Source organism: Sphingomonas sp. S6, assembly GCF_043498045.1.
GTDB lineage: Bacteria > Pseudomonadota > Alphaproteobacteria > Sphingomonadales > Sphingomonadaceae > Sphingomonas.
Map to the genome: position 1 here is coordinate 197,357 of NZ_JBIEOE010000004.1, position 26,186 is coordinate 223,542.

General features: G+C 68.3%; 26 protein-coding genes and 1 tRNA gene. 13 read left to right on the plus strand and 14 right to left on the minus strand.

What is annotated here, in order from left to right; genetic code table 11:
* Positions 1 to 31 precede the first annotated feature (31 nt).
* Positions 32 to 1,495 (plus strand): ATP-binding protein, encoded by a 1,464-nt coding sequence (locus tag ACGVWT_RS08695; RefSeq protein WP_315460891.1) that lies wholly within the window; start codon positions 32 to 34, stop codon positions 1,493 to 1,495.
* 6 nt (positions 1,496 to 1,501) lie between these two features.
* Here the strand turns inward: ACGVWT_RS08695 and ACGVWT_RS08700 are convergent, their stop codons facing one another.
* From ACGVWT_RS08700 to ACGVWT_RS08715, 4 genes are all read right to left on the minus strand, one after another.
* Positions 1,502 to 1,939: a nuclear transport factor 2 family protein gene (locus ACGVWT_RS08700; protein WP_315460890.1), complete on the minus strand. Its 438-nt coding sequence runs from the start codon at positions 1,937 to 1,939 to the stop codon at positions 1,502 to 1,504.
* A 68-nt stretch (positions 1,940 to 2,007) separates the two neighbouring features.
* Positions 2,008 to 2,298, minus strand: coding sequence for a DUF1294 domain-containing protein (locus ACGVWT_RS08705; protein ID WP_315460889.1), 291 nt, complete (start codon positions 2,296 to 2,298; stop codon positions 2,008 to 2,010).
* Between the two features lie 52 nt (positions 2,299 to 2,350).
* Positions 2,351 to 2,614 (minus strand): DUF2312 domain-containing protein, encoded by a 264-nt coding sequence (locus ACGVWT_RS08710; RefSeq protein ID WP_063686914.1) that lies wholly within the window; start codon positions 2,612 to 2,614, stop codon positions 2,351 to 2,353.
* Between the two features lie 118 nt (positions 2,615 to 2,732).
* Complete coding sequence (locus ACGVWT_RS08715; RefSeq protein WP_063689793.1) at positions 2,733 to 3,122, minus strand: DUF1244 domain-containing protein; 390 nt, start codon at positions 3,120 to 3,122, stop codon at positions 2,733 to 2,735.
* Between the two features lie 75 nt (positions 3,123 to 3,197).
* Here ACGVWT_RS08715 and pyk point away from each other — a divergent pair, with 75 nt between their 5' ends.
* Positions 3,198 to 4,652 carry a pyruvate kinase gene (gene pyk / locus ACGVWT_RS08720; RefSeq protein ID WP_017980423.1) on the plus strand — a complete coding sequence of 485 codons (1,455 nt, stop codon included), beginning with the start codon at positions 3,198 to 3,200 and terminating at the stop codon, positions 4,650 to 4,652.
* A 168-nt stretch (positions 4,653 to 4,820) separates the two neighbouring features.
* Positions 4,821 to 5,840, plus strand: a complete 1,020-nt coding sequence (locus ACGVWT_RS08725) for a glycosyltransferase family 2 protein (protein ID WP_315460888.1) — start codon at positions 4,821 to 4,823, stop codon at positions 5,838 to 5,840.
* 133 nt (positions 5,841 to 5,973) lie between these two features.
* Here the strand turns inward: ACGVWT_RS08725 and ACGVWT_RS08730 are convergent, their stop codons facing one another.
* Both ACGVWT_RS08730 and ACGVWT_RS08735 read right to left on the minus strand, forming a co-directional pair.
* The gene (locus ACGVWT_RS08730) at positions 5,974 to 6,702 is read right to left on the minus strand and encodes a bifunctional 2-polyprenyl-6-hydroxyphenol methylase/3-demethylubiquinol 3-O-methyltransferase UbiG (protein ID WP_315460887.1); all 729 of its coding nucleotides are present in this window, start codon (positions 6,700 to 6,702) and stop codon (positions 5,974 to 5,976) included.
* Between the two features lie 3 nt (positions 6,703 to 6,705).
* A complete protein-coding gene (locus ACGVWT_RS08735; RefSeq protein WP_116460248.1) occupies positions 6,706 to 7,137 on the minus strand; it encodes a GtrA family protein in 432 nt (143 codons plus the stop codon).
* Between the two features lie 59 nt (positions 7,138 to 7,196).
* Between ACGVWT_RS08735 and ACGVWT_RS08740 the strand changes: the two genes are divergently transcribed.
* The gene (locus ACGVWT_RS08740; RefSeq protein ID WP_315460886.1) at positions 7,197 to 8,978 is read left to right on the plus strand and encodes an AcrB/AcrD/AcrF family protein; all 1,782 of its coding nucleotides are present in this window, start codon (positions 7,197 to 7,199) and stop codon (positions 8,976 to 8,978) included.
* 26 nt (positions 8,979 to 9,004) lie between these two features.
* On the opposite strand, the gene ACGVWT_RS08745 is transcribed toward ACGVWT_RS08740, so the two are convergent.
* The gene (locus ACGVWT_RS08745) at positions 9,005 to 10,276 is read right to left on the minus strand and encodes a dicarboxylate/amino acid:cation symporter (protein ID WP_315460885.1); all 1,272 of its coding nucleotides are present in this window, start codon (positions 10,274 to 10,276) and stop codon (positions 9,005 to 9,007) included.
* 167 nt (positions 10,277 to 10,443) lie between these two features.
* Here ACGVWT_RS08745 and ACGVWT_RS08750 point away from each other — a divergent pair, with 167 nt between their 5' ends.
* From ACGVWT_RS08750 to ACGVWT_RS08765, 4 genes are all read left to right on the plus strand, one after another.
* Positions 10,444 to 12,093: a glycoside hydrolase family 43 protein gene (locus ACGVWT_RS08750; RefSeq protein ID WP_315460884.1), complete on the plus strand. Its 1,650-nt coding sequence runs from the start codon at positions 10,444 to 10,446 to the stop codon at positions 12,091 to 12,093.
* Between the two features lie 56 nt (positions 12,094 to 12,149).
* Positions 12,150 to 12,983 carry a Crp/Fnr family transcriptional regulator gene (locus ACGVWT_RS08755; RefSeq protein WP_315460883.1) on the plus strand — a complete coding sequence of 278 codons (834 nt, stop codon included), beginning with the start codon at positions 12,150 to 12,152 and terminating at the stop codon, positions 12,981 to 12,983.
* A 134-nt stretch (positions 12,984 to 13,117) separates the two neighbouring features.
* Positions 13,118 to 13,285, plus strand: a complete 168-nt coding sequence (locus tag ACGVWT_RS08760) for a hypothetical protein (protein WP_165800825.1) — start codon at positions 13,118 to 13,120, stop codon at positions 13,283 to 13,285.
* Entirely contained in the window at positions 13,278 to 14,072 is a 795-nt protein-coding gene (locus ACGVWT_RS08765) for a Crp/Fnr family transcriptional regulator (RefSeq protein WP_315460882.1), read from the plus strand. The genes ACGVWT_RS08760 and ACGVWT_RS08765 overlap by 8 nt, the downstream gene beginning before the upstream one ends.
* Before the next feature lie 41 nt (positions 14,073 to 14,113).
* On the opposite strand, the gene ACGVWT_RS08770 is transcribed toward ACGVWT_RS08765, so the two are convergent.
* A tRNA-Thr gene (locus ACGVWT_RS08770) sits at positions 14,114 to 14,188 on the minus strand.
* A gap of 95 nt (positions 14,189 to 14,283) precedes the next feature.
* On the opposite strand from ACGVWT_RS08770, the gene ACGVWT_RS08775 reads away from it, so the two are divergent.
* Positions 14,284 to 14,457 (plus strand): hypothetical protein, encoded by a 174-nt coding sequence (locus ACGVWT_RS08775; protein ID WP_315460881.1) that lies wholly within the window; start codon positions 14,284 to 14,286, stop codon positions 14,455 to 14,457.
* A 112-nt stretch (positions 14,458 to 14,569) separates the two neighbouring features.
* Here the strand turns inward: ACGVWT_RS08775 and ACGVWT_RS08780 are convergent, their stop codons facing one another.
* Both ACGVWT_RS08780 and ACGVWT_RS08785 read right to left on the minus strand, forming a co-directional pair.
* Complete coding sequence (locus tag ACGVWT_RS08780) at positions 14,570 to 16,378, minus strand: aminopeptidase P family protein (protein ID WP_315460880.1); 1,809 nt, start codon at positions 16,376 to 16,378, stop codon at positions 14,570 to 14,572.
* A gap of 207 nt (positions 16,379 to 16,585) precedes the next feature.
* The gene (locus tag ACGVWT_RS08785) at positions 16,586 to 17,518 is read right to left on the minus strand and encodes a DUF808 domain-containing protein (protein ID WP_315460879.1); all 933 of its coding nucleotides are present in this window, start codon (positions 17,516 to 17,518) and stop codon (positions 16,586 to 16,588) included.
* Positions 17,519 to 17,704: 186 nt separating this feature from the next.
* On the opposite strand from ACGVWT_RS08785, the gene ACGVWT_RS08790 reads away from it, so the two are divergent.
* The 3 genes from ACGVWT_RS08790 to ACGVWT_RS08800 are packed head-to-tail and all read left to right on the plus strand — an operon-like array spanning position 17,705 to position 20,723.
* On the plus strand, positions 17,705 to 19,765 hold the full coding sequence (locus ACGVWT_RS08790; protein WP_315461023.1) for a S9 family peptidase: 2,061 nt from the start codon (positions 17,705 to 17,707) through the stop codon (positions 19,763 to 19,765).
* Entirely contained in the window at positions 19,762 to 20,328 is a 567-nt protein-coding gene (locus ACGVWT_RS08795; RefSeq protein WP_043060919.1) for a DedA family protein, read from the plus strand. Before ACGVWT_RS08790 ends, ACGVWT_RS08795 begins: the two co-directional genes overlap by 4 nt.
* Positions 20,325 to 20,723: an acyl-CoA thioesterase gene (locus ACGVWT_RS08800; RefSeq protein WP_315460878.1), complete on the plus strand. Its 399-nt coding sequence runs from the start codon at positions 20,325 to 20,327 to the stop codon at positions 20,721 to 20,723. Before ACGVWT_RS08795 ends, ACGVWT_RS08800 begins: the two co-directional genes overlap by 4 nt.
* Positions 20,724 to 20,840: 117 nt before the next feature.
* Here ACGVWT_RS08800 and ACGVWT_RS08805 read toward each other — a convergent pair whose 3' ends face one another.
* From ACGVWT_RS08805 to ACGVWT_RS08820, 4 genes are all read right to left on the minus strand, one after another.
* Positions 20,841 to 21,125 carry a GIY-YIG nuclease family protein gene (locus ACGVWT_RS08805; RefSeq protein WP_315460877.1) on the minus strand — a complete coding sequence of 95 codons (285 nt, stop codon included), beginning with the start codon at positions 21,123 to 21,125 and terminating at the stop codon, positions 20,841 to 20,843.
* A 76-nt stretch (positions 21,126 to 21,201) separates the two neighbouring features.
* The gene (gene ppc / locus ACGVWT_RS08810; protein WP_315460876.1) at positions 21,202 to 23,886 is read right to left on the minus strand and encodes a phosphoenolpyruvate carboxylase; all 2,685 of its coding nucleotides are present in this window, start codon (positions 23,884 to 23,886) and stop codon (positions 21,202 to 21,204) included.
* A 237-nt stretch (positions 23,887 to 24,123) separates the two neighbouring features.
* The gene (locus ACGVWT_RS08815; RefSeq protein ID WP_116460259.1) at positions 24,124 to 24,579 is read right to left on the minus strand and encodes a hypothetical protein; all 456 of its coding nucleotides are present in this window, start codon (positions 24,577 to 24,579) and stop codon (positions 24,124 to 24,126) included.
* A 28-nt stretch (positions 24,580 to 24,607) separates the two neighbouring features.
* Positions 24,608 to 25,174, minus strand: coding sequence for an HNH endonuclease (locus ACGVWT_RS08820; protein WP_017980402.1), 567 nt, complete (start codon positions 25,172 to 25,174; stop codon positions 24,608 to 24,610).
* 116 nt (positions 25,175 to 25,290) lie between these two features.
* Between ACGVWT_RS08820 and gluQRS the strand changes: the two genes are divergently transcribed.
* Positions 25,291 to 26,184, plus strand: coding sequence for a tRNA glutamyl-Q(34) synthetase GluQRS (gluQRS, locus tag ACGVWT_RS08825; protein ID WP_315460875.1), 894 nt, complete (start codon positions 25,291 to 25,293; stop codon positions 26,182 to 26,184).
* Positions 26,185 to 26,186 lie beyond the last annotated feature (2 nt).

Below are 26,186 nucleotides of genomic sequence, written 5' to 3' on the forward strand. Positions count from 1 at the left end.
TGCCCCCCGGATCGGCCAAACGGCAGCCACAATGACCGTCAGCGTAGACATGGGAGCCGACGAGCGCGGCGCGCCCGTGACCATGGACCTCGAAGAACTCCTCGCCACCCGATTGCTCGTCCAGGGCAATTCCGGGTCGGGCAAGTCGCATCTGCTGCGCCGCCTGCTCGAAGGATCGGCGGGGCAGGTCCAGCAGGTGGTGATCGACCCCGAGGGCGATTTCGTCACGCTCGCCGGCCCCTACGGCCATGTGGTGATCGAGGCGGCGGACTATTCGGTGCCGGAAATCGCGCGCATCGCCACCCGCCTGCGCGAACACCGCGCCAGCGTCGTGCTGAGCCTGGAAGGCCTCGAGGCGGAGGGGCAGATGCGCTGCGCCGCCGCCTTCCTGTCGGCGCTGTTCGATGCCCCGCGCGAACATTGGTATCCGGCGCTGGTCGTCGTCGACGAGGCGCAATTGTTCGCGCCGACGACGGGCGGCGAGGTCGCCGAAGAGGTGCGCCGCGCGTCGCTGTCGGCGATGACCAACCTGATGTGCCGCGGCCGCAAGCGCGGCCTTGCCGGCGTGATCGCGACGCAGCGCCTCGCCAAGCTCGCCAAGAACGTCGCCGCCGAAGCGTCCAACTTCCTGATGGGCCGCACCTTCCTCGACATCGACATGGCGCGCGCCGCCGATCTGCTCGGCATGGAGCGGCGGCAGGCGGACGGCATCCGCGATCTCGCGCGCGGCACCTTCCTGGCGCTCGGCCCCGCGGTGTCGCGCCGGCCGATCACGGTGAAGATCGGCGCGGTCGCCACCTCCGCGCGCAGCGGCAGCCCGAAGCTGACGCCGCTGCCCAGCGCGCCGGTCGAGAACCTGCAGGAATTGATCTTCGCGCCCCCACCCGAAGAGGCGCCGCAGCTGCCGATGAGTTTCGATCCGCGCCCGCGTCGCGTGCCCACCGACGAACTGCTCGACACGATCGAGCGCCCCGCCGCCGCCGCGACGCTCGCGCCGCTGCCGGACAAGTCGGACGTTGAGGTCGAGGCGATCTATGCCAGCGTCCTCGAAGCGATCGTCGCCGATCGCGATTCGGCGCTGCGCCCGCCTTCGGTGCTGTTCCAGGATTTCCAGGTCCGCTGCCGCATGGCCGGCCTCGCCAAGCCGCCGCTCGACCTGCCCGGCTTCACCCGGCGATTGTCCGCGGCGCGCGCCGGCATCTTCGACGTCACCGATCCCGACTGGGCGGAGGCGATGGAGCTGGCCAACACCTTGCCCGACGACATGATCGGCGCTTTCCTGTTGATCGCGCGCGCGGCACGGGCCGGCGAGCCATGTCCGTCGGACGTGGCATTGGCCGAAACCTACGGCACTAGCTCGCTGGGCCGGGTGCGCCGCCTGATCGGCTATATCGAGAGCCGCGAGCTGATCGTCGCCCGCGTCGACCTGTCCGGCAAGCGCTCGATCACCATCCCGCGTCTGGGCTGGACGACCGCGGCGAGCGAGGCGGCCTAGGCGCCGCTATTTCGCCGGCGGGATCGGCGTGTACTGCGCCGATATGAGCTTCCATCCGTTCGGCGCACGCATCGCGACATAGCGGACGCGAATCGAACGGGTGACCGTCGTGCCGTCGGGACGTGTCATGGTGATCGTCCGCCGTTCGGTCTCGATGCCCGTCGCGCCGCGTACAAGGATCTGCCGTTCGCTGCCCTGCATCGGCGGCGCCGGCCGGCGATCCTCGGGCCGGTAGAAGCCGAGCACCTTCGCCCGATCGTCGACGTCGCCGACCGGGGAAATCTCCTGATACTCGGGGGCGAGCGTATCGGCGAGCGCCGCTGCGTCGAAGTTCGTGCGGGCGGTGTTGAAGCGCTCGACCAGCCGTTCGATCGCTGCCGCATCGGGGGCGCGGGCCGCGGGCGTCGCCGCTGCCAGCATCGCCATTGCCCATCCGATCGTCATATGCCCCGCCCTTCGCCCGTGTGATGTATATGGCTAATACGGTGCGGCGGCGTGGGTCAAGCGGGGCGTCAGAACAGCAGCGTCGCCAGGCCGATCGCAAGGCCCGCATGGACCATGGCGATCAGGTCGAGCTGCGTTGCGAACGGCTGCTTGCGCGTCTTGTGGCGAAACCGTCGCCGCGCCCAGAGCGCGCCCGGCGATCCGCCGAACAGCGCTAAACCGAGCAGGGTCGATTCGCGCACCCGCCAGCCGCCCGATGCGGCGCGCGCCTTGTCATGGGCGAAGGCGAGCACCGTCATCAGGTTGATCGCCGCAAGGGACAACAGGGCGGGGACGAGGAATGCGGACAGATTCTGCATCCCTCATGATGCGTATCGACGTCTTAGGAAATCGTGACCTGCAATTCGCAGATCAGATCATGCCCAGCGCCTGCATATACACCTCGAGGATAGCTTCCTCTTCCTGATACTCTTCCTTCTTCTTCTTGCGGATGGAGAGGATCTTGCGGATCGCCTTGGGATCGTAGCCGCGGCCCTTGGCTTCGGCCATCACGTCCTTGATGTCGTCGGCGATGCCCTTCTTCTCTTCCTCGAGTCGCTCGGCGCGTTCGATCAGCAGGCGCAGTTCATCCGCCGCGACCTGGCCGCCGCCCATGCCTTCTTGCCGTTCGTCCATATGTCCCACCCGCCACGGGTCGCCCGTGGCCCTTCTGATTCGCGTGAAAAGGATGCCGGCGCCGGGCCGGCAGGGGGGTGCGTCTAGGCGTTAACCGGTTTGCGCTCAAGCCCGGCCCTCAACCCCGCCCGGGCTCGGTCATCGCGGGCGGATCGGATGCGGGAAAGCTCTCGTCCAGCGCTTCGTCGAGGGCCGCATCCTTGGTGGCGTCGGCGGGGGGATTGCGCGTCATGCTCTCGTCCATCCGCGCAAGCTGTTCGGGCGTCGCCTCGGTCTGGTAGCGCGCCTTCCATTCGGCCTGCGGCATGCCGTAGATCGTCTCGCGCGCGGTCGCCTTGTCCAGCCCGCCCGCTTCCTCGATCCAGTCCGACAGGCAGTTGCGGCAGAATCCGGCCAGCCCCATCAGGTCGATGTTCTGCGCGTCGGTGCGGTGGCGCAGGTGGCGAACGAGGCGACGGAACGCCTGCGCGGCGACCGCATCGGGCAGCGAATCGAGTTTGTCGGTCACGGGCGTCTCCGATAGGTTGATCGCGGGTAGATAGGGATTAGAGGGAAGCGCGGCCATTCCCCAGGAGCCTGTTTCATGACCACTGCCATCGCGCCCCGATCGAGGAAGGTCCGCGTCCTCGCGACTCTCGGTCCGGCGAGCAATTCCCCCGAGATGATCGCCACGCTGTTCCAGGCGGGCGCGGACGCGTTCCGCGTCAATATGAGCCACGGCGACCAGCAGTCCAAGGTTGCCGTGATCGAGGCGATCCGTGCGCTCGAAAAGGAGTTCGGCCGCCCGACGACGATCCTCGCCGATCTGCAGGGTCCCAAGCTGCGCGTCGGCAAGTTCGACGGCGGCCGGACCGTGCTGGAGCATAACAGCACCTTCGTGCTCGATCGCGATCCCACGCCGGGCGATGCGACCCGCGTGGAACTGCCGCACAAGGAAATCTTCGAAGCGATCGAGCCGGGCGCGCGTCTGCTGCTCGACGACGGCAAGCTGGTGCTGCGCGTCACCGACCATGATTCCGACCGGATCACGACGGTCGTCGAGGTCGGCGGCCCGTTGTCGAACAACAAGGGGCTGAACGTCCCCGACGTCGTGCTGCCGATGGCGGCGCTGACTGAAAAGGATCGCAGCGATCTCGCCTTCGCGGTCGATCAGGGCGTCGACTGGATCGCCTTGAGCTTCGTGCAGCGGCCCGAGGATCTGTGGGAGGCGCGCAAGCTGATCGGCGGCAAGGCCGCGCTGCTTGCCAAGATCGAAAAGCCGCAGGCGATCGACCGGCTCGAAGAGATCGTCGAGGCGTGCGACGGCGTCATGGTCGCGCGCGGCGATTTGGGCGTCGAACTGCCGCCGCAGTCGGTGCCGCCGTTGCAGAAGCGCATCGTCGAAACCGCGCGCCGCCTCGGCCGCCCGGTCGTCGTCGCGACGCAGATGCTTGAATCGATGATCCAGAGCCCGTCGCCGACCCGCGCCGAAGTGTCCGACGTCGCCACCGCGATCTATGACGGCGCCGATGCGATCATGCTGTCGGCGGAAAGCGCCGCGGGCCAGTGGCCGGTCGAATCGGTCGCGATGATGAACTCGATCGGCGTCTCGGTCGAAAGTGATCCGATGCACGGCGACCGCGTCCACTTCACCGTGATGCGCCCCGATCCGACGACCGCCGACGCGCTGGCGGAAGCGGCCAAGCAGATCGCCAAGACCGTGTCGGCGACCGCGATCATCTGCTTCACCACCTCGGGCTCGACCGCGCGCCGCATCGCGCGAGAGCGGCCGTCGGTGCCGTTGCTGGTGCTGACCCCCAACCGCGACACCGCGCGCCGGCTCGGCCTGCTGTGGGGGACGCATGCCGTCCACACCCGCGACGTCGAATCGTTCGAGGACATGGTCGGCAAGGCGAAGCGCATGGCGCTGCGCACCGGCATCGCGCATGCGGGTGACCGCGTGATCGTGATGGCGGGCGTGCCCTTCCGCACGCCGGGGTCGACCAACGTGCTCCACGTCGTCCACATCACCGGCGACGAACTGCGCGACTACGCCTGAGCGAACCTCCCTCCGTCACCCCGGCCGCAGAGCCGGGGTCCCGCTTCTACCCAGCGCTGACGAAGAAGCGGGACCCCGGGTCAAGCCCGGGGTGACGGTACGTGGCGTGCCTTCACCCACACGATACGTATGGATGACGGGGGCCGGACCCGTTACAGACGGAGCGTTATGTACCGTCCCGCGCTGTCCGTCGTCATTCCCTGCTACAATGAGGCCGCGTGCCTCGAGCTGCTGCACGCGCGCGTCTCCGCCGCGGCACGGGCGGCGGTGGGCGACGATCACGAGATCGTCCTGATCAACGACGGCAGCCGCGACGACAGCTGGCCGGTGATGCAGCGCCTGTCCGCGGCCGACCCGCGCGTCGTCGCGATCAACCTGTCGCGCAACCACGGCCATCAGCTTGCGCTCACTGCGGGGCTCGACCTGTGTTCGGGCGAGCAGATCCTCATCATCGACGCCGATCTGCAGGACCCGCCCGAACTGCTTGCCGAGATGCGCGCCACGATGGCGGCGCAAAAGGCGGACGTCGTCTATGCGGTGCGCCGCAAGCGCGATGGCGAGACGATCTTCAAGAAAGCGACCGCCGCCGCTTTCTACCGCGTGCTCGACCGCGTCACCGACACGCCGATCCCCTTGGACACCGGCGACTTCCGCCTGATGAGCCGCCGCGCGCTCGATGCGCTGCTGTCGCTGCCCGAACAGGCGCGCTTCATCCGCGGCATGGTTGCCTGGGTCGGCTTCCGCCAGGTGCCATTCCCCTATGACCGCGCCGAGCGCCATGCCGGCGAGACCAATTATCCGCTCGGCAAGATGGTGCGCCTCGCCTTCGACGCGGTGACCGGCTTCTCCACCGCGCCCCTGCGCTTCGCCAGCCACGCCTCGGTGATCCTGGCGGCGGCGTCGCTGCTGTTGCTCGTCTACATCCTGTGGGGCTTCTTCGAAGGCTCGCCGGTGCAGGGCTGGACGTCGACGATGCTCGTCGTGACCGTGCTCAGCGCGGTGCAGATGTTCGTGCTGGGGATGATCGGCGAATATCTCGGCCGGCTCTACATCGAATCGAAGCGGCGGCCGCTGTACCTCGTCGCCGACATCGCCGGCCCGGTGAAGGGCCATTCGACGCTCGGCTTCAACGCCGCCGAGCCCTCGCCGGAGTTCGAGGTCGCCGACGAGCGCAAGGCGGCGGAGTGATCCGGCGGGAGGCTGCTTTCCCTTCCCGGACAAACGTCATCCCAGCGAAGGCTGGGATCTCCCGTGATGGCGCGGCGCAAGAGCCGCCCGAGGCCCCAGCCTTCGCTGGGGCGACGGTTTGCTCCGGGTGATCCTACCGCGGCTCCGCCAACGTCACGATCGACACGCCCGGCGTCAGCGGCACGCGGCCGACCGCATGGCGTTCCAGCCGGAAGATCGCCTCGAACAGCGCGTTCAGCGGCTTGGCGGGCGGCGAATCGTCGCTGTCGTCGCGGCCGGTCAAACGCCCCGCGATCCGTGCCGCAGCCGCCAGCGGAAACAGCAGCGAATTGAAATAGGTGAGCTTCCGGCTCTTCAGTCCCGCCGCCTCGATCGCCTTGACCAGGCCGGCCTTGGAATAGCGGCGGTGGTGGTGGTTCACCACGTCGTGCGCGCTCCACATCCACTGGTGCGCCGGCACCGCGATCAGGATCTTGCCGCCGGGCTTCAACAGGCTCGCCATGCCCTTCAGCGCGGCGACATCGTCCTCGATGTGCTCGACGACATCGAGCACCGCGACCAGATCGTACGTTCCCTTCGCCACGCCGGGCAGGTCGGGCAGGGGGGCATCGCCCACCGGCTTGCCGAGTCGCTCGCTCGCGATCGATCGTGCGGCGGGATCGATCTCGATCGCGTCGACCTCGCCGAACTGGCCGAGCATGGGCAGATTGTGCCCGGTGCCGCAGCCGATCTCCAGGATCCGCGCGCCCTTGGGTACGTTGCCGTAGCGCTCCAGATAGTCGCTCAGGATGTCGCGACGCGCGCGATACCACCAATGGGTGGAATCATGCGCGGCCATGCGGTCGTAGACGATGCGGTCCATAGGTTACGCGAACACCAACCAGCGATTGAGGATGAAGGTGACGATGGTGGCCAGCGCCACCGCGGGCAGCAGCGGCGCCCAGCCGGGAAGCCCCAGCACGGCCGTGCCGATCCACGTCACCAGCGCGTTGAGGGCCATGCCGGTGCCCTGTACCGCGACGAACTGAAGCTGCTGGCGGGGGCCGCGCCGTTCGGCACCCTGCCCCTTGAAGCTCCAGCGGCTGTGCATGACGTAGCCGAATATCACCGCCACCGCAAAGGCGGGCGGCACGGCATAGACCGCATGCTCCCGCGCAAAGACCCACAGTGTCAGCGGCAGATAGACCGCCGAATAGATCAGCGTCGACAGCCCGCCGGTGATCCCGAAGCGCAGGATTTGGCCGCGCATGTCGTCGGCTTGCAGGATATCGAGCAGGGCAGGCGCTTCCCTCGTCATCGGCCAGCCCCTAAAGGCAATGCGCCGGGAACGAAACGGTCAATTCGAGGGTCGCCAGTTTGTATAATCCCCCCCGCGGTCGGCTGGCCGATACGCTCGACAGGCGCTGGATCGCGCTGACGCTGCTCGCCTGGGTCGCGGTCGCGGCCTGGTATGTGTGGAGCGACTGGAACCTCGTGCGCTGGCTGTCGCTGGGCGACACCGACGACAATATGCGGCTGATGCAGGTGCGCAGCTGGCTGGCGGGGCAGGGCTGGTACGACCTCACCAACTATCGCCTCAATCCGCCCGTCGGCTTCAACATCCATTGGAGCCGCATCGTCGATCTGCCGATCGCCGGCCTCATCCTCCTCTTCCGCCTGTTCACCAGCAATTATTGGGCGGAGCGACTGGCGTGCGGCATCGCCCCGCTGATCCCGCTGTCGATCACGATGCTGGGCGTCGGCGCCACGGTACGGCGGCTGATCCACCCCCTGGCGTGGCCGCTGGCGATCGTCTTCCTGCTCGGCACCGCCGCGACGATGCTGATGTTCCTGCCCGAACGCATCGATCACCATGGCTGGCAGCTCGCGATGCTCAGCCTGACCGTCGCCGGCCTGTGCGACCAGCGCGACCGCCGCGGGGGCCTGATGGTCGGTCTCGCCAGCGCGGTCAGCCTGTCGATCGGGCTCGAGATGCTGCCCTATTGCGCGATGGCCGGCGCGATCCTGGCGCTGCGCTGGGTGTGGGACCGGGCGGAGGCGCGGCGGCTCGCCGCCTATGCGGTCAGCCTCGGCGGCGGGGCTGCATTCGGGTTCGCGGCCTTCGCCTCCAATGCCAATTATGCGATGCGCTGCGACGCGCTGACGCCGGTGTGGCTCAGCGTCTGCGTCGCGGCGGGGGCGCTGCTGCTGCTGATGGCATGGGCGAACCCCGAATCGCGCGGGCTGCGCATCGCGATGGCGGTGGTCGCGGGCGGCGTGATCGTCGCGGGCTTCGTCCATTTCTTCCCGCAATGCCTCGGCCGACCCGAGGGCGTGTCGCCGGAGCTGGAGAAGAACTGGCTGAACAACGTCCGCGAAGCCAAGCCGATCTACAAACACCCCTTCCGTCTCGCCTTCCCGATCGCGGCGCTGCCGATCGTGGGCGTGATCGGCGTGCTGTGGGGAACGTGGCGCGCACGCCGGACGCCGGCACTGATCGGCTGGACCGCGGTCGCGCTGTTCGTCGTCTTCGCGACGCTGATGCTGCTGTGGCAGGTGCGCGCCGGACCGGCGGCGCAGCTGCTTGCGGTGCCGGGCGCGACCCTGCTCGGCTGGATCATCCTGCCGTGGCTGCTCAACCACCGTTCGCTGCCCGTGCGCGTCGGCGGCACCGTCGCGGCGTTCCTGCTGGTCAGCGGGATGTTCGCCGGGCTGATCATCAAATATCTGCCGGTCGCGCGGCCGAACGCCTATACCAAGCGGGTCAATGGCGCGACGGGCAATTGCGTCCGCTACACGGTGCTGAAGGCGCTCGATCACTATCCGGCGCAGACGATCTTCACCTTCGTCGATCTGGGGCCACGGCTCATCACCGTGACACACCACAATGCCATCGCCGGTCCCTATCACCGCAACGGCGACGCCATCCTCGACGTGCAGCACGCATTCGGCGGGACTGCGGATCAGGCGCATGCCATCATCAGCCGCCACGGCGCGACGCTGCTGCTCGTCTGCCCCAACCATTCGGAATCGACCAATTACCGCGCGCGCGATCCCGGCGGCTTCTACGACCAGCTCGCCCATGGCCAGACGCCGACGTGGCTGACGCCGCTGCCGCTGCCACGCAACTCGCCGCTACGGTTGTTCAAGGTCGACTGACCGATCGCCCTGAATGGCGATCGGCCTCAGGCGGCGAGCGGCTCGGCCGCAGGCAGGGCTTCGGTCAGCCGCTGGCGCTTGGCGACGATCGCCGGCACCAGCGCCTGGCCCGCGACGTTCACCGCGGTCCGCCCCATGTCGAGGATCGGGTCGATCGCCAGCAGCAGCCCTGCGCCCTCCAGCGGCAGGCCCAAAGTCGACAGCGTCAGCGTCAGCATCACGAGCGCGCCGGTCAGCCCCGCGGTCGCCGCCGATCCCAGCACCGATACCGCAACGATCAGCAGATAATCGGTCCCGTGCAGCGGGATGCCGTAATATTGCGCGACGAACAGCGCGGCGATGGCGGGATAGATGGCGGCGCATCCGTCCATTTTCGTCGTCGCCGCGAACGGCACGGCAAAGGCGGCATAGCTGCGCGGCACGCCCAGCCCTTGCTCCACCACCTGCTCGGTGACGGGCAGCGTCGCGATCGACGAGCGCGAGACGAAGCCCAGCTGGATCGCCGGCCAGGCGGCGGCGAAGAACCGCCGCGGGCTCATCCCGTTCGCCAGCAGCAGCAGCGGGTAGACGACGAACAGCACCAGCGCGAGGCCTGCATAGACCGCGATGGCGAAGGTGCCGAGCGCCGACAGCGACTGCCAGCCGTAGCGGACGATCGCACTCCCCAGCAGCGCGCCCGTCCCGATTGGGGTCAGCCGCACCACCCAGCGCAGGATGCGCCGGAAGATCGCGAGTGCGGACGCGTTGAACGCCAGGAACGGCGCGCCCGCGTCGCCCGTGCGCACCGCGGCGACGCCGATCGCGATCGCGACGACGATCAGCTGCAACACGTTGAACGACAGGCGCGTGCTCGCGCCGCCGTCCTTCAACGCGGTCGATGCCTCCAGCCCCAGAATGTTCGCCGGCACCAGCCCGCGCAGGAAATCAAGCCACGACCCCGCCGTATCCGGCCGTACCGCGGCGGCGGCGCTCACCCCGGCATGGGCGCCCGGTTGCAATACGGTGCCCAGCGTCAGCCCGATCGATACCGCGATCAGTGCGGTGATGCCGAACCAGATGAACGTGCTCGCCACCAGCTTCGCCGCATTGTTGAGGTCGCGCAGCGCCGCGATCGACGCAACGATGGCGGTGAACACCAGCGGCACCACCAGCGCCTTCAACAGCTGGACAAAAATCTCGCCGACGATCCGCAAGGCGTCGGCCAGGCCGGTGAGGTCATAGTTGCGGGCAACGAAGCCCAGCACGAGGCCAAGGGCCATGCCGATGAAGACCTGCACGCCGAATGAGGGGCGGGTCATGCGCCGAAATCCTGTGTCATCGCACCGATGTAGGCCCGTCGCGGCGGAAGGGGAGGCAAGAAAAGCGATGCCGGTATCAAGCCGGCCGTTGCACGCGATGCAGACGCCGGTAATGTGAGCGCTAACGGCACGGGTGCAAACGCCCGGTCTTGGTGAGAGGAGGCGGCGTGAGGATATTCCTGCAAGCCATTGCATCGGCGGTGGCGGCCTGTCTTGCGCTCGGCCAGGCCGCGGCCGATCCGGCGCGGTTCGAACGCTTCACCTATGAGGGCCGCAGCGTCGAGGTGGCGCACGCTGGCCGCGGCGAATATCGCAACCCGATCCTGTCGGGCTATTATCCCGACCCTTCGGTCGTGCGGGTCGGCACGGACTATTATCTCGTCAATTCCAGCTTCGCGCATGTTCCGGGCCTGCCCGTCTTCCACTCGACCGACCTCGTCCACTGGACGCAGATCGGCAATGCGATCGATCGCCCGGGACAGGTCGATCTGACCGGCCGCCACGTGTCGGAGGGGCTTTTCGCGCCCGACATCTCGTATCACGACGGCCTGTTCTACATCGCCAACACCTGCGTCGGCTGTCGCGGCAATTTCGTCATCACCGCCAAAGACCCCAGGGGGCCATGGTCCGATCCGATCTGGCTGCCGTTCGAAGGGATCGACCCCTCCATCTATTGGGAGGGCGATCGCGCCTTCATCGTCAACAATCGCGCGCCGGACGAGCCCCCACGGTACGACGGCCATCGCGCGATCTGGGTGCAGGAATATGACTGGCGCGCGGGACGGATGGTCGGCCCGTCGACCCAGATCGTCAACGGCGGCGTCGACATCGCCCGCAAGCCGGTGTGGATCGAAGGGCCGCATATCGTTCGCAAGGACGGCTGGTATTACCTCACCGCCGCGGAAGGCGGCACCAGCGTCAACCATTCGCAGGTCGTCTTCCGCGCCAGGACCCTGCGCGGACCGTACGTGCCGTTCGCGGGCAATCCGATCCTCACCCAGCGCGACCTGCCGATGGACCGCGCCGATCCCGTGTCCGCTGCGGGCCATGCCGAACTGGTGCAGACGCAGACCGGCGACTGGTGGGCGACTTTCCTCGGCGTGCGGCCCTATCGCGGCGATGACTATAATATCGGGCGCGAGACGTTCCTGCTGCCGGTGACGTGGCAGGACGGCTGGCCGATCATCCTGCCTAAGGCGACGCGCGTGCCGTTCGTCGCCAAGGCTCCCGCGCTTCCGCACGGGCCGGAACCGCGCCGGCCGACCAGCGGTGACTTCGGCTATACCGACGACTTCGCCAGTACCGCGCTGGGGATGGAATGGATCGGCGTGCGCACGCCCAAGGCGCCGTTCTACCGCCTCGATCGCGGTGCGCTGCTGATGGACGGCCGCGCGCCCCTCGGTGACGTCGATGGCGTCCCCGCCTTCGTCGCGCGGCGGCAGCAGCATGCGATCGCCACCGTCTCGACGCGGGTGACGTTCGATGTCGCGCAGGATGGCGACCGCGCCGGCCTCGCCGCGATGCAAAGCGACGACAATTACCTGATTTTCGGCATCACCCGCATCGCCGGCCGCCGCAGTATCGCACTCTATACGCGCGACCACGGCCCCGAACGACGTGTCTCCAGCGCATCGTTAGCCGCCACCGGCCCGGTGACGCTGACGCTGCGGATCGACCGCGGCACGCTGGCGGTCGATTATGCCGTCGCCGGCCACGTCGCCACGCTGGCGCGCGACATCGACATCCGTTTTCTCAGCACGACGGTCGCCGGCGGGTTCACCGGCACACTCATCGGACCGTATATCTGGCAGCACTGATCGCATGTCGCGCATCCGTTCGGTATGCAAGGCGTTGAACCAACAGGAAAACTGCCATGCACAACGTCTGGGCGATGAAGATGGAGCAGTTCACCCGGTTCACCCCGGAGGAACGCGGCCGTCTCGACATGCTGGTCGCCGCGCGTCAGCGGCACCATGACGCGCGCGACGATATCATCGCGCAGGGCGCGCACAGCGATCATTGCCATGTGCTGCTCAGCGGCTTCGCCTGCCGCTATGCCCTCCTGCCCGACGGCCAGCGCCAGATCATGGCGTTTCTCGTGCCCGGCGACCTGTGCGATGCCGAAATCTTCGTGCTCGACCGGATGGATCACGCGATCGGCGCGCTGGTGCCCAGCGTCACCGCGATGATCCCCGCCAGTGCGATGCGGGTGCTGCTGCGCGAAGTGTCGGCCGTGTCCGAGGCATTGTGGTGGGGGACGATGACCGACCTCGCCGTGCTGCGGGAACGCATCGTCGATCACGGTCGCCGCACCGCCGACGAACGCGTCGCGCATTTGCTCTATGAGATGCTGGTGCGGCACCGGATCGTGGCCGAGACGCGGGGCGACACGTTCGACTTTCCGATCACCCAGACCGATCTGGCCGACGCGACCGGCCTCACCCCGTCGCACGTCAACCGCGTGCTGCGCCGGCTGCGCGACGAGGGGATCATCGTCTGGCACAGCCGCGTGCTGACCGTCGTCGATCCGGCGCAGCTGAAGCAGCTGGGGCAGTTCAACGCCGATTATCTGCATCTCCAGCGCACCGAATCGGGGGATCCTGCGGTGCTGGCGCGCGCGGGCGATCTCATCGCCCCGCATCATCTCGATCACCTGTCGATGGATTTTGGTCCTACAAACCGGCCGGTCCGGCGCATCGTTTCTTAGAATCCTGTTCTATAACAAGGAATTGCACCCGAAGTCGGGCCTATTCCGGATTCGATCGCGTCCGTAACCTCCGGGGCTTTGCGTGATCGTCTGGCTGTCGCCTTTCGCCTCTGCGTGTTGCCGGGAGAGCTGCGATGACCCACGATGACCTTACCTATTTCAACAGCCGCGCGATCGCCGAGCGTCGCCGGGCGGATCATGCCGTCTGTCCGGAAGCGGCTGCCATCCACCGCCAGCTCGCCGAGGCCTATCGCGCGCGCGTCGTGAACCGTGGCGGCGACGGAGTGCGCGGTCATGGCTGAGGCTCTCCGGTTCGCGCGCCATTCTGCGCCCGCCGCCCGCTTGGCCGACCGAGGCCTCGCCTATCCCGCCGCTGCCGACGCGTCCTTCGTCGCGCTCGCGGTGGCGCATGCGGTGCCCGACTGTCCCGATGCGCAACAGGCGCTGCAACAGGCGACGCTGCCGCCGCGCACGATCCGGGCCGGCACCGACCTGGTCCGTGAAGGCGATCGCGCCGACCGGCTCTACGTCGTCGTCAAGGGCTGGGCCTATCGCTACCTCACCGCGCGGGATGGCGCCCGCCAGATTTCGGCGGTGCTGGTGCCGGGCGACGTCGCCAATATCGACACGCTGGCCGAGGGCGGGTGCGGCAGCGGCATCCGCGCGGTCACACCGCTGGAGGTCAGCGCGATGACGCGGGATCGCGCCCAGGCGCTGGCCGCCGATCATGTCGGCATCGCGCGGATGTTCCTGTTGCAGGCGCTGGCGGACCATGCCGTCCTGTCGCGCTGGACGCTGTACAACGGCCGTCTGCCCGCGCTCGAACGGCTCGCGTGCCTGATCTGCGAACTCAGCCTGCGCTGTGGCGGCGAGCAGGACAATTGCAGCCAGTTCGAGATGCCGTTGACGCAGGAACTGCTCGCCGACGTGCTCGGCCTCACCGCGGTACACGTCAATCGCATGATGCAGCGGCTACGCGCCGACGCGCTGATCGTCACCGACGGCCGGATGATCCACATCCCCGACGTCACGCAGTTGCGCCGCCGCTGCGACTTCGACCCACAATATCTTAGGCACCACACCGCCTGATTCGACGCGTTCCGCCAGGCGGCGGCAATATCAGGAGAAAATGGTGCTGCCGGTGAGGATTGAACTCACGACCTCAGCCTTACCAAGGATGCGCTCTACCACTGAGCTACGGCAGCACTCGTTTTTCCGCCGGCGTTCGCCGCGGGAAGGGCGCCTAGAGACGACCGGGGGCGGATTGTCAAGCGTTACCGGACGGGGCTAGGGTCTGGGCATGGCAAATAGCGACGAACGGGCCGCCCGGCTGGCCGCGCAGCTGCGCGCGAACCTGCATCGGCGCAAGGCGCAGGCGCGCGCCGTGGCGGCGGAGGGCAATCGTGACGTCGCGTCGCAGCCGGCACCGCCCGCCCCAGAAACGGCCGATCAGGATCCGATCCCTCCGCGTTGAACGCGCCGTCGCCCCTTCGTAGGCGGCAATCTCCAGCCTAGCGCGCGTGCCAGAAGGCCGGGGGTGATCCAGCCTGCGCGGGATGACGGGTCCCGCGCAGATGGGGCAACGATCACCCCGCGATCGGCGCACATTTGGCGTTAAGCCACGCACGCTCTGCAATGTCGAGATCGGGGCCGATCCGCGCGATCACGTCGGCGTGATAGGCGTCCAGCCAGTCGCGCTCGTCGCGGGTCAGCAGCGCCGGATCGATCAGCGTCCGCTCGATCGGCGCGAAGGTGAGCGTTTCGAAGCGCAGCATCGTGCGCTCGCGATCGCCGCCGGGGATCGCGGCGGGGACGATCAGCAGCAGATTCTCGATCCGGATGCCGTATTCGCCCGCCTTGTAATAGCCCGGCTCGTTCGACAGCATCATGCCCGCCCGCAGTGGCTCCAGGCTGGCGCCGCCGGGATAATTGGGCGCCGCGATCCGCTGCGGCCCTTCATGCACCGACAGGTAGCTGCCGATGCCATGGCCGGTGCCATGCGCGAAATCGAGCCCCGCCTCCCACAACGGCCGGCGGGCGAAGGCATCGATCTGCGCGCCGCTGGTCCCGTCGGGGAAGACCGCGGTGGCGATGGCGATATGGCCCTTCAGCACGCGGGTGAAGCGGTCGCGCATTTCCGCGGTCGGCGGCCCGACCGGCACGACGCGGGTCACGTCGGTGGTGCCGTCCGCATATTGCCCGCCCGAATCGATCAGGAACAGCTGGCCGGGCAGGATCGGGGCGTTCGACTCTTCGGTGACGTGATAGTGCGGGCTGGCGCCATGCGCGCCGGTGGCGGAGATCGTGTCGAACGACGTGTCGAGCAGGCAGCCGGTCGCTTCGCGGAAGGCGAGCAGCTGCGCCGCGGCGGACAGCTCCGTCTGGCCACCCTTGGGCGCCTCCGTCTCGATCCAGCGCAGGAAGCGGCTGAGCGCGGCGCCGTCACGGATGCTGGCGGCGCGATGACCGGCGATCTCGGCGGGGTTCTTCAGCGCCTTGGCCAGCACGACGGGGTCGCGCAGGCCGAGCACCTTGGCGCCGCCCGCGGTCAGTGCGTCGAACACGGCCGCCACCGCGCGTTCGGGATCGGCGGCGACGCGCTGGCCGGCATAGCCGCGCAAGGCGGGGGCGAAGGCGTCGCGGTCATGGATGCGCACCGCATTGCCCAGATGCTGGCGCACCGCATCGTCGACCTTTTCGGGCGCGACGAACAGGTCGGTCGTGCCGTCGCTGCCGACGATCGCATAGGAGAGCGCGACCGGTGTGTGCGCCACATCGGTGCCGCGCACGTTGAGCGCCCAGGCGATCGAATCGAGCGCGGTCAGCACCACCGCATCGGCGCGCTGCGCGCCCAGCCAGTCGGCAATTGCGGCGCGCTTCGCGGCGGAGGACTGCCCCGCGTGCGCATCGGCGTGGACGGTCAGCGTGGCGGGCGAGGGGGCGGGGCGATCGGTCCACACCGCGTCGATCGGGTTGCTGTCGACCGGCACCAAAGTAATGCCGCGGTCGGCGAGCGTGGCGGCGGTGTCCGTCGCCCAGGCGCTGGTGTGCAGCCAGGGATCGTAGCCGATGCGGCTCCCTTCGCTGGCGTTGGCGGCGAGCCAGCCCGCGATGCTCTCCTGCGGCACGGGCACATAGGCCCAGTCGTCCGCCGACACCTGCTCGCGCACCTGCAACGTATAGCGGCCGTCGGTGAAGATCGCGGCCTTGTCCGCCAGCACCACCGCGCTGCCCGCCGATCCGCCGAAGCCGGTCAGCCAGCCCAGCCGCTGCGCATAGGCGCCGACATATTCGCTCATATGCTCGTCGGTCAGCGGCACGACGAAGCCGTCGAGGCCGCGGGCGGCGAGGTCTGTGCGAAGCGCGGCGAGGTTGGCGGCGGGCGTGCTGGTCATGCGAAGGGTCCTGTGATCACGTGGCCCTGCGCATACGCCCGCCATGGGCCTTCGCCAACTCTCGCGGGGCGTGTATAGGATCCCTCCGGCTCGAACCCACCGTCATCCCAGCGCAGGCTGGGATCTCCCGGTCAGGGCGCGCAGCAGGCGTCGCGGGAGACCCCAGCTTGCGCTGGGGTGACGGTTTCGGCCAGGTGGATCGACCCTCTAGTGGCCGCGGCGCGGGATCAGGTGCAGCACGCCGGCGATGACGCCGCCGACGATCATCCCGACGATCCCCGATCCGATCGCGCCGACCAGCCAGCCGACGACGCCGGACAGCGCCCCCGCCGATGCCGCCGCGACCTCCGCGGCGTGGTGGATGACATGCGGGATGGCGGTGAAGCCGAACGCCTCCATCCCGTGGACGATGATGCCGCCGCCCACCCACACCATCGCCGCAGTGCCGATGATCGACAGCGCCGACAGCACGCGCGGCATCGCCGCGACCAGCCCGCGGCCGAGCGCCTGACTGCCCGATCCCGGCCGGCGGGCGAGGTGCAGGCCGATATCGTCCATCTTCACGATCAGCGCGACCAGGCCATAGACGCCCGCAGTGATCGCCACCGCGACCAGGGCCAGCGCGACCGCCTGATTGACCAAGCTCTGGTCGGCAAGTTCGGCGAGCGCGATCGCCATGATCTCGCCCGACAGGATCAGGTCGGTGCGGATCGCGCTCGACACCTGCCGCTGCTCCAGCTCTTCCGGTGAGGTGGCGGCGGCGGCCTCGTCGCCATGGCCGTGGCCGGTCAGCGCGCCCAAAATCTTCTCCGCCGCCTCGAAGCACAGGAAGGCGCCGCCGGCCATCAGGATCGGCGTGATCGCCCAAGGCGCCAGCGCGCTCAGGATCAGCGCCGCGGGCAGCAGGAACAGCAGCTTGTTGCGAAGGGAGCCCTTGGCGATCTTCCAGATGATCGGCAGCTCGCGTGCGGGGCTGAGGCCGACGACATAGGTCGGCGTCACCGCGGTATCGTCGATCACCACGCCCGCCGCCTTCGCCCCCGCCCGGCCTGCCGCACCCGCGACGTCGTCCAGGCTGGCGGCGGCGAGCTTCGCCATCGCCGCGATATCGTCGAGCAGTGCGACCAGTCCGCCGGCCATGTGTGTTCCCCTGTGTTATCCGCGCCGTGCATGGCGGCGCTCGCGCACGGGTTCAACTGCGGTCGTGTTGCTGGCGTGTTGCTGGAGCGGGCCGCCAGCCCTCCCGCATCGTCACCCCGGACTTGATCCGGGGTGACGAAGAGGATGGCGTTCCCATCGCCCGCCATCCTGTTCTACAGCAAGGCGATGACCGACCCCACGCCCCCCGTCGCCGAGCGCCGCCCCCACAGCTTCACCACGCACGGCGTGACGATCGAAGACCCCTATGCCTGGCTGAAGGACCCCAAATATCCCGAGGTCACCGACCCCGACGTCCTCGCCTATCTCGAGGCGGAAAACGCCTATTTCGAACGCGTCATGGCGCCGCACCAGCCGCTGGTCGACACGCTGTACGAAGAGATGAAGGCGCGCATCAAGGAAGACGAATCCTCGGTCCCGCAAAAGGACGGCGACTGGCTCTACTGGACCGCGTTCGAAACCGGTGGCCAGTATCGCAAATGGTGGCGCAAGCCTGTCGCCGGCGGGCCGGACGAACTGCTGCTCGACGAGCCCGCCCTTGCCGAGGGCAAGGAATATTTCCGCCTCGGCGCCTTCGCGATCAGCAACAACGGGCGCCTGCTCGCCTATGCGATCGACGACAGCGGCGCGGAGCGGTTCGAGGTGCGCGTGAAGGACCTCACCACCGGCGAGCATCTGCCGGAGGTCATCCCCGGCATGCTGTCCGAAATCGTCTGGACCGCCGACGATACGGGCTTCCTCTACGGCGTCGCCAACGACCAGTGGCGCACCGACAATGCGCGCTTCCACCGGCTCGGCACGCCGGTCGCGGACGATGTCGAGCTGTTCCACGAGGAGGACGAAGGCTATCGCGTCGCCGTCGCCGAGACGAGCGATCGCCAGTGGATCGTCATCGGCACCGGCGATCACGTCACCAGCGAAGTCCGGCTGCTCCCCGCCAACGATCCCTTCGCCACGCCGATCCTGGTCGCGCCCCGCAAGGAAGGCCGCGAGTATGACGTCGACGCGCACGACGGCACGCTCTTCATCCACACCAACGACACCGATCCGATGTGGCGGCTGTGCACCGCCAGCCTCGACGCGCCCGGCGACTGGCACGAGCTGATCCCGGCGGACCCGCATTTCTACATGACCGGTGTCGAATGCTATCGGGACTTCTTCGTGGTCGAAGGGCGCCGCGACGGCCTCGATCAGATCGCCATCCACCGCTACGGCGCGCCGACCGTCCCGCAGCCGATCACCTTCCCGGAGGCGAGCTATGCCGCGGGCCTCGGCGACAATCCCGAATATGACGTCGCGACGCTGCGGCTGGGCTATGAATCGATGGTCACGCCGGGCACGGTCTATGACTATGACGTCGCGACCGGCGGCCTCACCGTCCTGAAGGTGCAGGAGATTCCGGCGGGCTATGACGCGGCCGGCTATCGCACCGAACGGCTGAAGATCACGGTCCGCGACGGCACCGAAGTCCCCGTATCGATCGTCTATCCGGCGGGCTTCCAGCGCGACGGGTCGCAGCCGCTGTTCCTCTATGCCTATGGCGCCTACGGCTATGCGATCCCGCCGGGCTTTTCGACCGGGCGCCTCAGCCTGCTCGACCGCGGCTTCGCCTATGCCATCGCGCATATCCGCGGTGGCGACGACCTCGGCCAGCAATGGTATCACGACGGCAAGCTCGAAAAGCGCACCAACACGTTCAACGACTTCGTCGACGTCGCCAAGGGGCTGATCGAGCAGGGCTGGACCAGCGCCGGCCGCATCGCCACCGCGGGCCGCTCGGCGGGCGGCGAGCTGATGGGCGCGATCGTCAATTCCGACCCCGATCTGTGGGGCGCGGTGATCGCCGACGTACCGTTCGTCGATGTGCTGAACACCATGCTCGACGCCGACCTGCCGCTGACGCCGGGCGAATGGCCCGAATGGGGCAATCCCATCGAGGACAGAGCGGCGTTCGACCTGATCCGCAGCTACAGCCCCTACGACAATGTCGTCGCGCAGAATTATCCGCCGATGTTCATCTCGGGCGGATTGAACGATCCCCGCGTAACCTATTGGGAACCGGCGAAATGGGCGGCCAAGCTGCGGAGCTCCAAGACCGATGACAACGTGCTGTTGCTCAAAACCAACATGGGCGCAGGGCACGGCGGGAAATCCGGCCGCTTCGAATCGTTACGCGAAGCCGCGGAGGAACATGCCTTCGTGCTGTGGCAATTGGGAATAAGCGGCTGAGCATCGAGACACTGATCGCCGAATACGGCTTGGCTGCGGTCTTTTTGGGCGCGGGGATCGAAGGCGAGACGATGGTCCTCGCCGGCGGCCTGTTCGCGCATGAAGGCATGCTGTCGCTGCCCGGCGCGATGATCGCGGCGGCGTGCGGCTCGTTCGTCGCCGACCAATTGTTCTTCGCAGCGGGGCGGCGCTTCCGCTCGCACCGATGGGTGCAGCGCGCGCAAAAGAAACCCGCCTTCGCCAAGGCGTTGACGACGCTGGAACGCTATCCGGTCGGCTTCATCTTCGCCTTCCGCTTCCTCTACGGCCTGCGCACCGTCAGCCCGATCGCGATCGGCACCACGCATGTGCGCACGCGCCAGTTCCTCTGGATCAACGCGGTCGCGGCGGCGGTGTGGGGGGCGCTGTTCACCAGCCTCGGCTATGTGTTCGGCACGGGGATCGCCGAGCTGCTCGGCCGCTATCGCCCGCACGGGCGGCAATGGCTGTGGGTCGCGGGCGCGGCAGTGCTGCTCGGCGGCGCCTTCGCCGCCTTCCGCTGGTGGCGGAGCCGGCGGGCATGAGCGCTAGGTTCACGATGACGATCACCGCCGCGGCCGAGGACATCGACGAACTCGGCCACGTCAACAATGCCGTGTGGGTACGCTGGATCCAGGACATCGCCGTCGCGCACTGGGATGCGGTCGCCCCCGCGGAGCATCGCGCGGCGATGGTCTGGGTCGTGACCCGCCACGAAATCGACTATCGCGGCAACGTCGCCGCGGGCGAGACGGTGACCGGCGAAACCTGGGTCCCCGCCCCCCCCAAGGGCGCCCGCTTCGACCGCCACGTCCGCTTCGTGGGCACCGACGGCAAGGTCAAGGTGGAGGCCGTCACGACCTGGGCCCTGCTGGAACGCGCCACCGGCCGCCTGATGCGCGTCCGGCCAGAGGTGGCGGCGCCGTTCCTGACCAACTGATCCGCCTTCCACAAACATACGTCACCCCAGCGAAGGCTGGGGTCTTCTGCTTGGCGGACGTGACGCACACCCCGAAAAGACCCCAGCCTTCGCTGGGGTGACGTGAGGGGGGGCGGATTAGGCGATCGTATCGAACAGATCCCGCCACTCCGGGTTCGCCGTCTCGATCAGCCGTATCTTCCACTCGCGTCGCCACGCCTTCAGCGCTTTCTCCCGAGCGATGGCGTCCTCGATCCGATCATGGGGCTCCGCGTAGACCAGCGTTCGGATCCCATAACGCCGACAGAATGCGGACCCGACATCACGCCGGTGCTGATCGACCCTTGCGGCGAGATGCGCGGTCACACCAATATAGAGCATACCGTGCGGCTTGCTCGCCATGATGTAGACCCAGCCGCCCATCGGCTGCCGTCAGCCCGTCATCGCTAAAGACCCCAGCCTGCGCTGGGGTGACGGTGTAAGGAGGGTTCGCGCAGCATCACCCCGAATTCCGCAGCGCCGTCGCGATCGCGTTGATCGACAGCAGGATGCCCTCGCCGATCCGCGGATCGTCCTCGCCCGCGCGGTGGCGCTTCATCAGTTCGATCTGCAGGAAGTTCAGCGGCTCGATATACGGCAGCCGCAGCCGGATCGAGGCATCGAGCGCCGGATGCTTTTCCAGCAGCCGCGTCTGCCCGGTCACGTCGAGCAGCCCGTCATGCGTCAGATGCCAGGCGTCGCGGATGCGGGTGAAGATGCCGTCGCGCAGGGCCTTGTCCTCGACCAGCTCGGCATAATGGCCGGCGATCGCGATATCGGACTTCGCCAACACCATCTCCATATTGGCGAGCGTCGAGGCGAACAGCGGCCACCCCTGCGCCATGTCACGCAGCAGCGCCTTGTCTCCGAACGCCGCGATCGCCTGCCCGACGCCGTACCAACCAGGCAGCATCGTGCGCGCCTGCGCCCAGCTGAACACCCAGGGGATGGCGCGCAGATCCTCGATCGCGTCGCTCTTCTTGCGGCTGGCTGGGCGGCTGCCGATCTTCAGGCCCGCGATCTCGCCGATCGGCGTCATCTGGCGGAAGAAGGTGCGGAAGCCTTCCGTGCCGTAGACGAGGTCGCGATAGGCGTGGAACGCGGTGTCCGACAAGGCGTCCATCGCGCCGGTGAAGTCCGCATTCTGCGCGTTCGACAGCCGTTCGGGCTCCAGGCTGGCGAGCAATGTCGCCGAGGCGATCGCCTCCAGATTGGTCATCGCGCTGTCGCGGGTGCCGTATTTCGCCGCGATCACCTCGCCCTGTTCGGTGATGCGGATGCGGCCCTGCACCGTGCCCGGCGGCTGCGCGCGGATCGCCGCAAAGGCGCTGCCGCCCCCGCGCCCCACCGCACCGCCGCGGCCGTGGAACAGCTGCATGCCGACGCCCGCCGCCTCGAACACCGGCTTCAGCGCAGTCGACGCCTTCGACAGCTGCCAGGTAGAGGTCAGATAGCCGCCGTCCTTGTTGCTGTCCGAATAGCCGATCATCACCTCCTGATGACCGCGCTTCGCCGCGATGTGCGCGATCTCGGGCAGCGCGAACCAGTCGGTCATGATGCCGGGCGCGGCCTCGAGGTCGCCGACCGTCTCGAACAGCGGTACCGCCATGATCGCCGCGGAGGGCTCGTCGCCACCGCGGTACAGGCCGACCTCTTTCAGCAGCAGGTTGATTTCGAGCAGGTCGGACACCGACTGCGCCATCGACACGATATAGTTGGTGATGCACGCCGGGCCGTATGTGGCATGCGCCTCCGCGGCGGCGAGCACGATCTGCAATTCGGACTGCGTCTCGTCCGAATAGGTGGTGAAGCGGCTGGCGAGCGGCCGCGCATGCGCCAGCTCGCCGCGCAGCAGCGCGACGCGCGCCGGCTCGTCCAGCGCCAGATAATCGTCCTCGACGCCTGCGGTCTTCAGCAATTCGGCGACGACGCGTTCGTGGACCGCGCTGTTCTGGCGCAGGTCGAGCGTCGCGAGGTGGAAGCCGAACGTCTCGACCGCACGGATCAGCCGGCCGAGCGCGCCGCCGGTCTTGAGCGCCCCCGCGCTCGCCAGCGCATGCGCGATCGCGGCAAGGTCGGCGCGGAATGCCTGCGGGTCGGGATAGGGCTCGCCGGTCAGCCGGCCGGGGCGCGCGGCGGGCTTGCCGGTCAGTTTCTCGTGCGTCGCGGCGAGGCGCGCATAGATGCCCGACAGCGCGCGGCGATAGGGTTCGTCGCTGCGGCTGGCGGCGGTATCACCGCTCGCATCCGCCAGCGCGACGACCGCGTCGTCCACCGCGGCATGTTCGGTCGAGATCGACAGTTCGGCGCCCAGCGCATGGACCGCGTCGAGGTAGAAGCCGAGCACCGCCTCCGCCGCGCGCGACAAGGCCGTGCGCAGCGAATCGGCGGTGACGAAGGGGTTGCCGTCGCGGTCGCCGCCGATCCAGCTGCCCGGCTTCACGAAGCTCGGCACGCGTTCCCCGAACGCGCGATCCCAACGCTGGTACAGCGCGGGCAGCGCGGGCAGGAACACGTCGCGCATGTAGCTCAGCGCGGTCTCGACCTCGTCGGTCACGTACAGTCGCTCGCGCCGCAGCACGCGCGTCTGCCACAGCAACGCGATCTGGCGGGTGATCGCATCGTCCACCAGATCGCCGTCGGGCGTTTCCGCGCGGCCCGAATCCTTCGCCGCCATCAGCTCGGCGATGCGGTTCTTGTGGTCGATCATGCTCTTGCGCCGCACCTCGGTCGGGTGGGCGGTCAGCACCGGCACGATCAGCGCATGGGCGAGCAGGCGCTGCACCTCGGCCCGGTCGATCCCCTCCGCCTGCAACGTCGCGAGCGCCGCGGCGACATCCGCGCCCTGTTCGGCGGCGATGCCCTGGCGGTCCTCGGCCAGATTGGCGAGCATCGAGAAGAGCATGAATCCGCGGACGAAATCGAGCGTTTCGTCGAGGCCCAGGTCCTGCAGGTGACGATGCACCGCATCGCCGTCGCCCGTGCCGCGATGGCGCTCCACCGACGCCCGCCGGATCGCCTCTGTCGCCTCGAACAACGCCTCGCCGCCATAGGTGCGAATGACGTCGCCGAGCTTTGCGCCCAGGAAGCGCACGTCGGGATTGTTGGCGATCGGCGGAAGCGAAGCGGGGTCGATATTGGCCATGTCCGCATGCTGCGCTGCGGCAGGGACCGGGTCAACCGGGCTTGGGGTTTCGAAGCGGAAAGCTGAAGTGAAGGCGAGGGTGGAGCCATTGCCCCACCCACTCCGTCACCCCGGACTCGTTCCGGGGGCCACCCCGCGGCGAGGGGGACGGCTGGAGCTTCTTGCGATTCCCTTGCGGCCCGGTGGACCCCGGAACGAGTCCGGGGTGACGGCGTGTTTGGAAGGCCTACGTCGCCCCTATTGCGCCCGCGTCCCCTGGTTGCTCAGCGTATCGCCCAGCACCGGCGTGGTCGGCTGCGCGGCGGGTTCGCGCCCGGCGTCGCGGGCGGCGCGCCATTCGCTTTCCTCTTCCGACGTCACCGTGCCGTCGTGGTTGAGGTCCATCTGGTCGAAGCGGCGCATCGTGCCCTCGCTCCACTCGATCTGGCTGATCACGCCGTCCTTGTTGCGGTCCAGCCCCATCAGGCGGCTGTTCTGGCGCGGCAGCTCGGTCGCGTCGATGCGGTCGTCGCCGTTGCGGTCGAGGCTGCGGAAGCGCTGGTCCATCGCGGTCGAGAAATCGACGCGGCTGGTGACGGCGGGCGGCACGAAGCCGGCGGCATTGGCGACCGCGTCCGCCTGCGCCGCTTTCTCCTCGCTCTTCTTGCCGCATGCGCTCAGCAGGGCCACCGCAAGGACCAGCGATGCCGTCATTCCGTGTCGCCGCAACTATCGTCTCCGCTTATGCTTCCAGCTCAACATCCCAGTAGAGCCAGTCGTGCCACGTGTCGTGCAGATAGTTGGGCGGAAAGGCGCGGCCATGTTCCTGAAGGTGCCAGTTGGTCGGGCGGATCGGTTCGACATACAGCGGCATGCCCGCTTGCTTCGGCGTGCGCCCGCCCTTCTTGAGGTTGCAGGGTGCGCAGGCGGTGACGACATTCTCCCACGTCGTCCGGCCCCCTTGCGCGCGCGGCACGACATGGTCGAACGTCAGGTCGCGGCTGACCCCGCAATACTGGCAGGCGAAGCGATCGCGCAGGAACAGGTTGAAGCGGGTGAAGGCGGGAAAGGCGGAGGGGCGCACATATTGTTTGAGCGCGATGACCGACGGCAGCTTGATCGCCGCATTCGGGCTGCGCACTTCGCGCTCGTAATGCGCGACGATGTCGACCCGGTCGAGGAACACTGCCTTGACCGCGGTCTGCCATGGCCAGACGCTCAAGGGATAATAAGACAAAGGCGTATAGTCCGCGTTGAGCACCAACGCGGGGCAATTGTCGGGATGGCGGATCAGATCGGGATGAAACACGGCTCCTCCCACGGGTTACCCATGGGCCATGTCGCCCATGAGAGTGACGGGGGTATGACAGCACGCGCCCTTGGGTGCGGTCAAGCGGCTTGCGGTGGCCGGCGGGGCCGCGCGGCATGAGCGCCCCCGGTGCCGGCACCGTGGTCACGCGCTTCGCTCCCAGCCCCACGGGCCTGCTGCACCTGGGCCATGCCTATGCCGCGATCCAGGCGCACGACCATGCCTGCGCCAAGGGCGGCCGCTTCCTGCTGCGGATCGAGGATATCGACGGGACGCGCAGCCGCGAGACGTTCGTCGCCGGCATCCTCGACGATCTCGCCTGGCTGGGTCTGTCGTGGGATGGCCCGGTGGTACGCCAGTCGCATCGGCTGGCGCTGTACGACGCGGCGCTCGCCCGGCTGCGTGGGGCGGCGCTGCTCTATCCCTGTTTCTGCACCCGCGCCGATATCGCGCGTGAGATCGCGGAAAGCGCCAGCGCGCCGCACCATGGCCCGGACGGACCGGTCTATCCCGGCCTCTGTCGGCATTGCGACCCGGCCGTCGCGGCGGCGCGGATCGCCACGGGCGAGCCGCATGCCTGGCGGCTGCGTATGGGCGCGGCCTTGGCGCAGACGGGCCCGCTCCACTGGCACGAAATGGGCGCGGGCGATCGCACCGCCGATCCGGCGGCGTTCGGCGACGTGGTGCTCGCGCGCAAGGATGCGCCCGCCAGCTATCACCTTGCGGTGACCGTCGACGATGCCGCACAGGGCGTCACCGACGTCGTCCGCGGCGTCGATCTCTACCCGGCGACGGACGTTCACCGCCTGCTGCAAGCGCTGCTCAACCTGCCGACGCCGCTCTATCGCCACCACCCGCTGCTGACCGGGCCGGACGGCACGCGGCTCGCCAAGCGCAACGGCGCACCCGGGCTCGCCGATCTGCGACAGGCGGGAGAGGACGGCCGCGCCCTCGCCGCGCGCTTGCGCGCCGGGCGGCTTCCCATTGGCTTTGCCGCGCAGCGTGCTTAAGT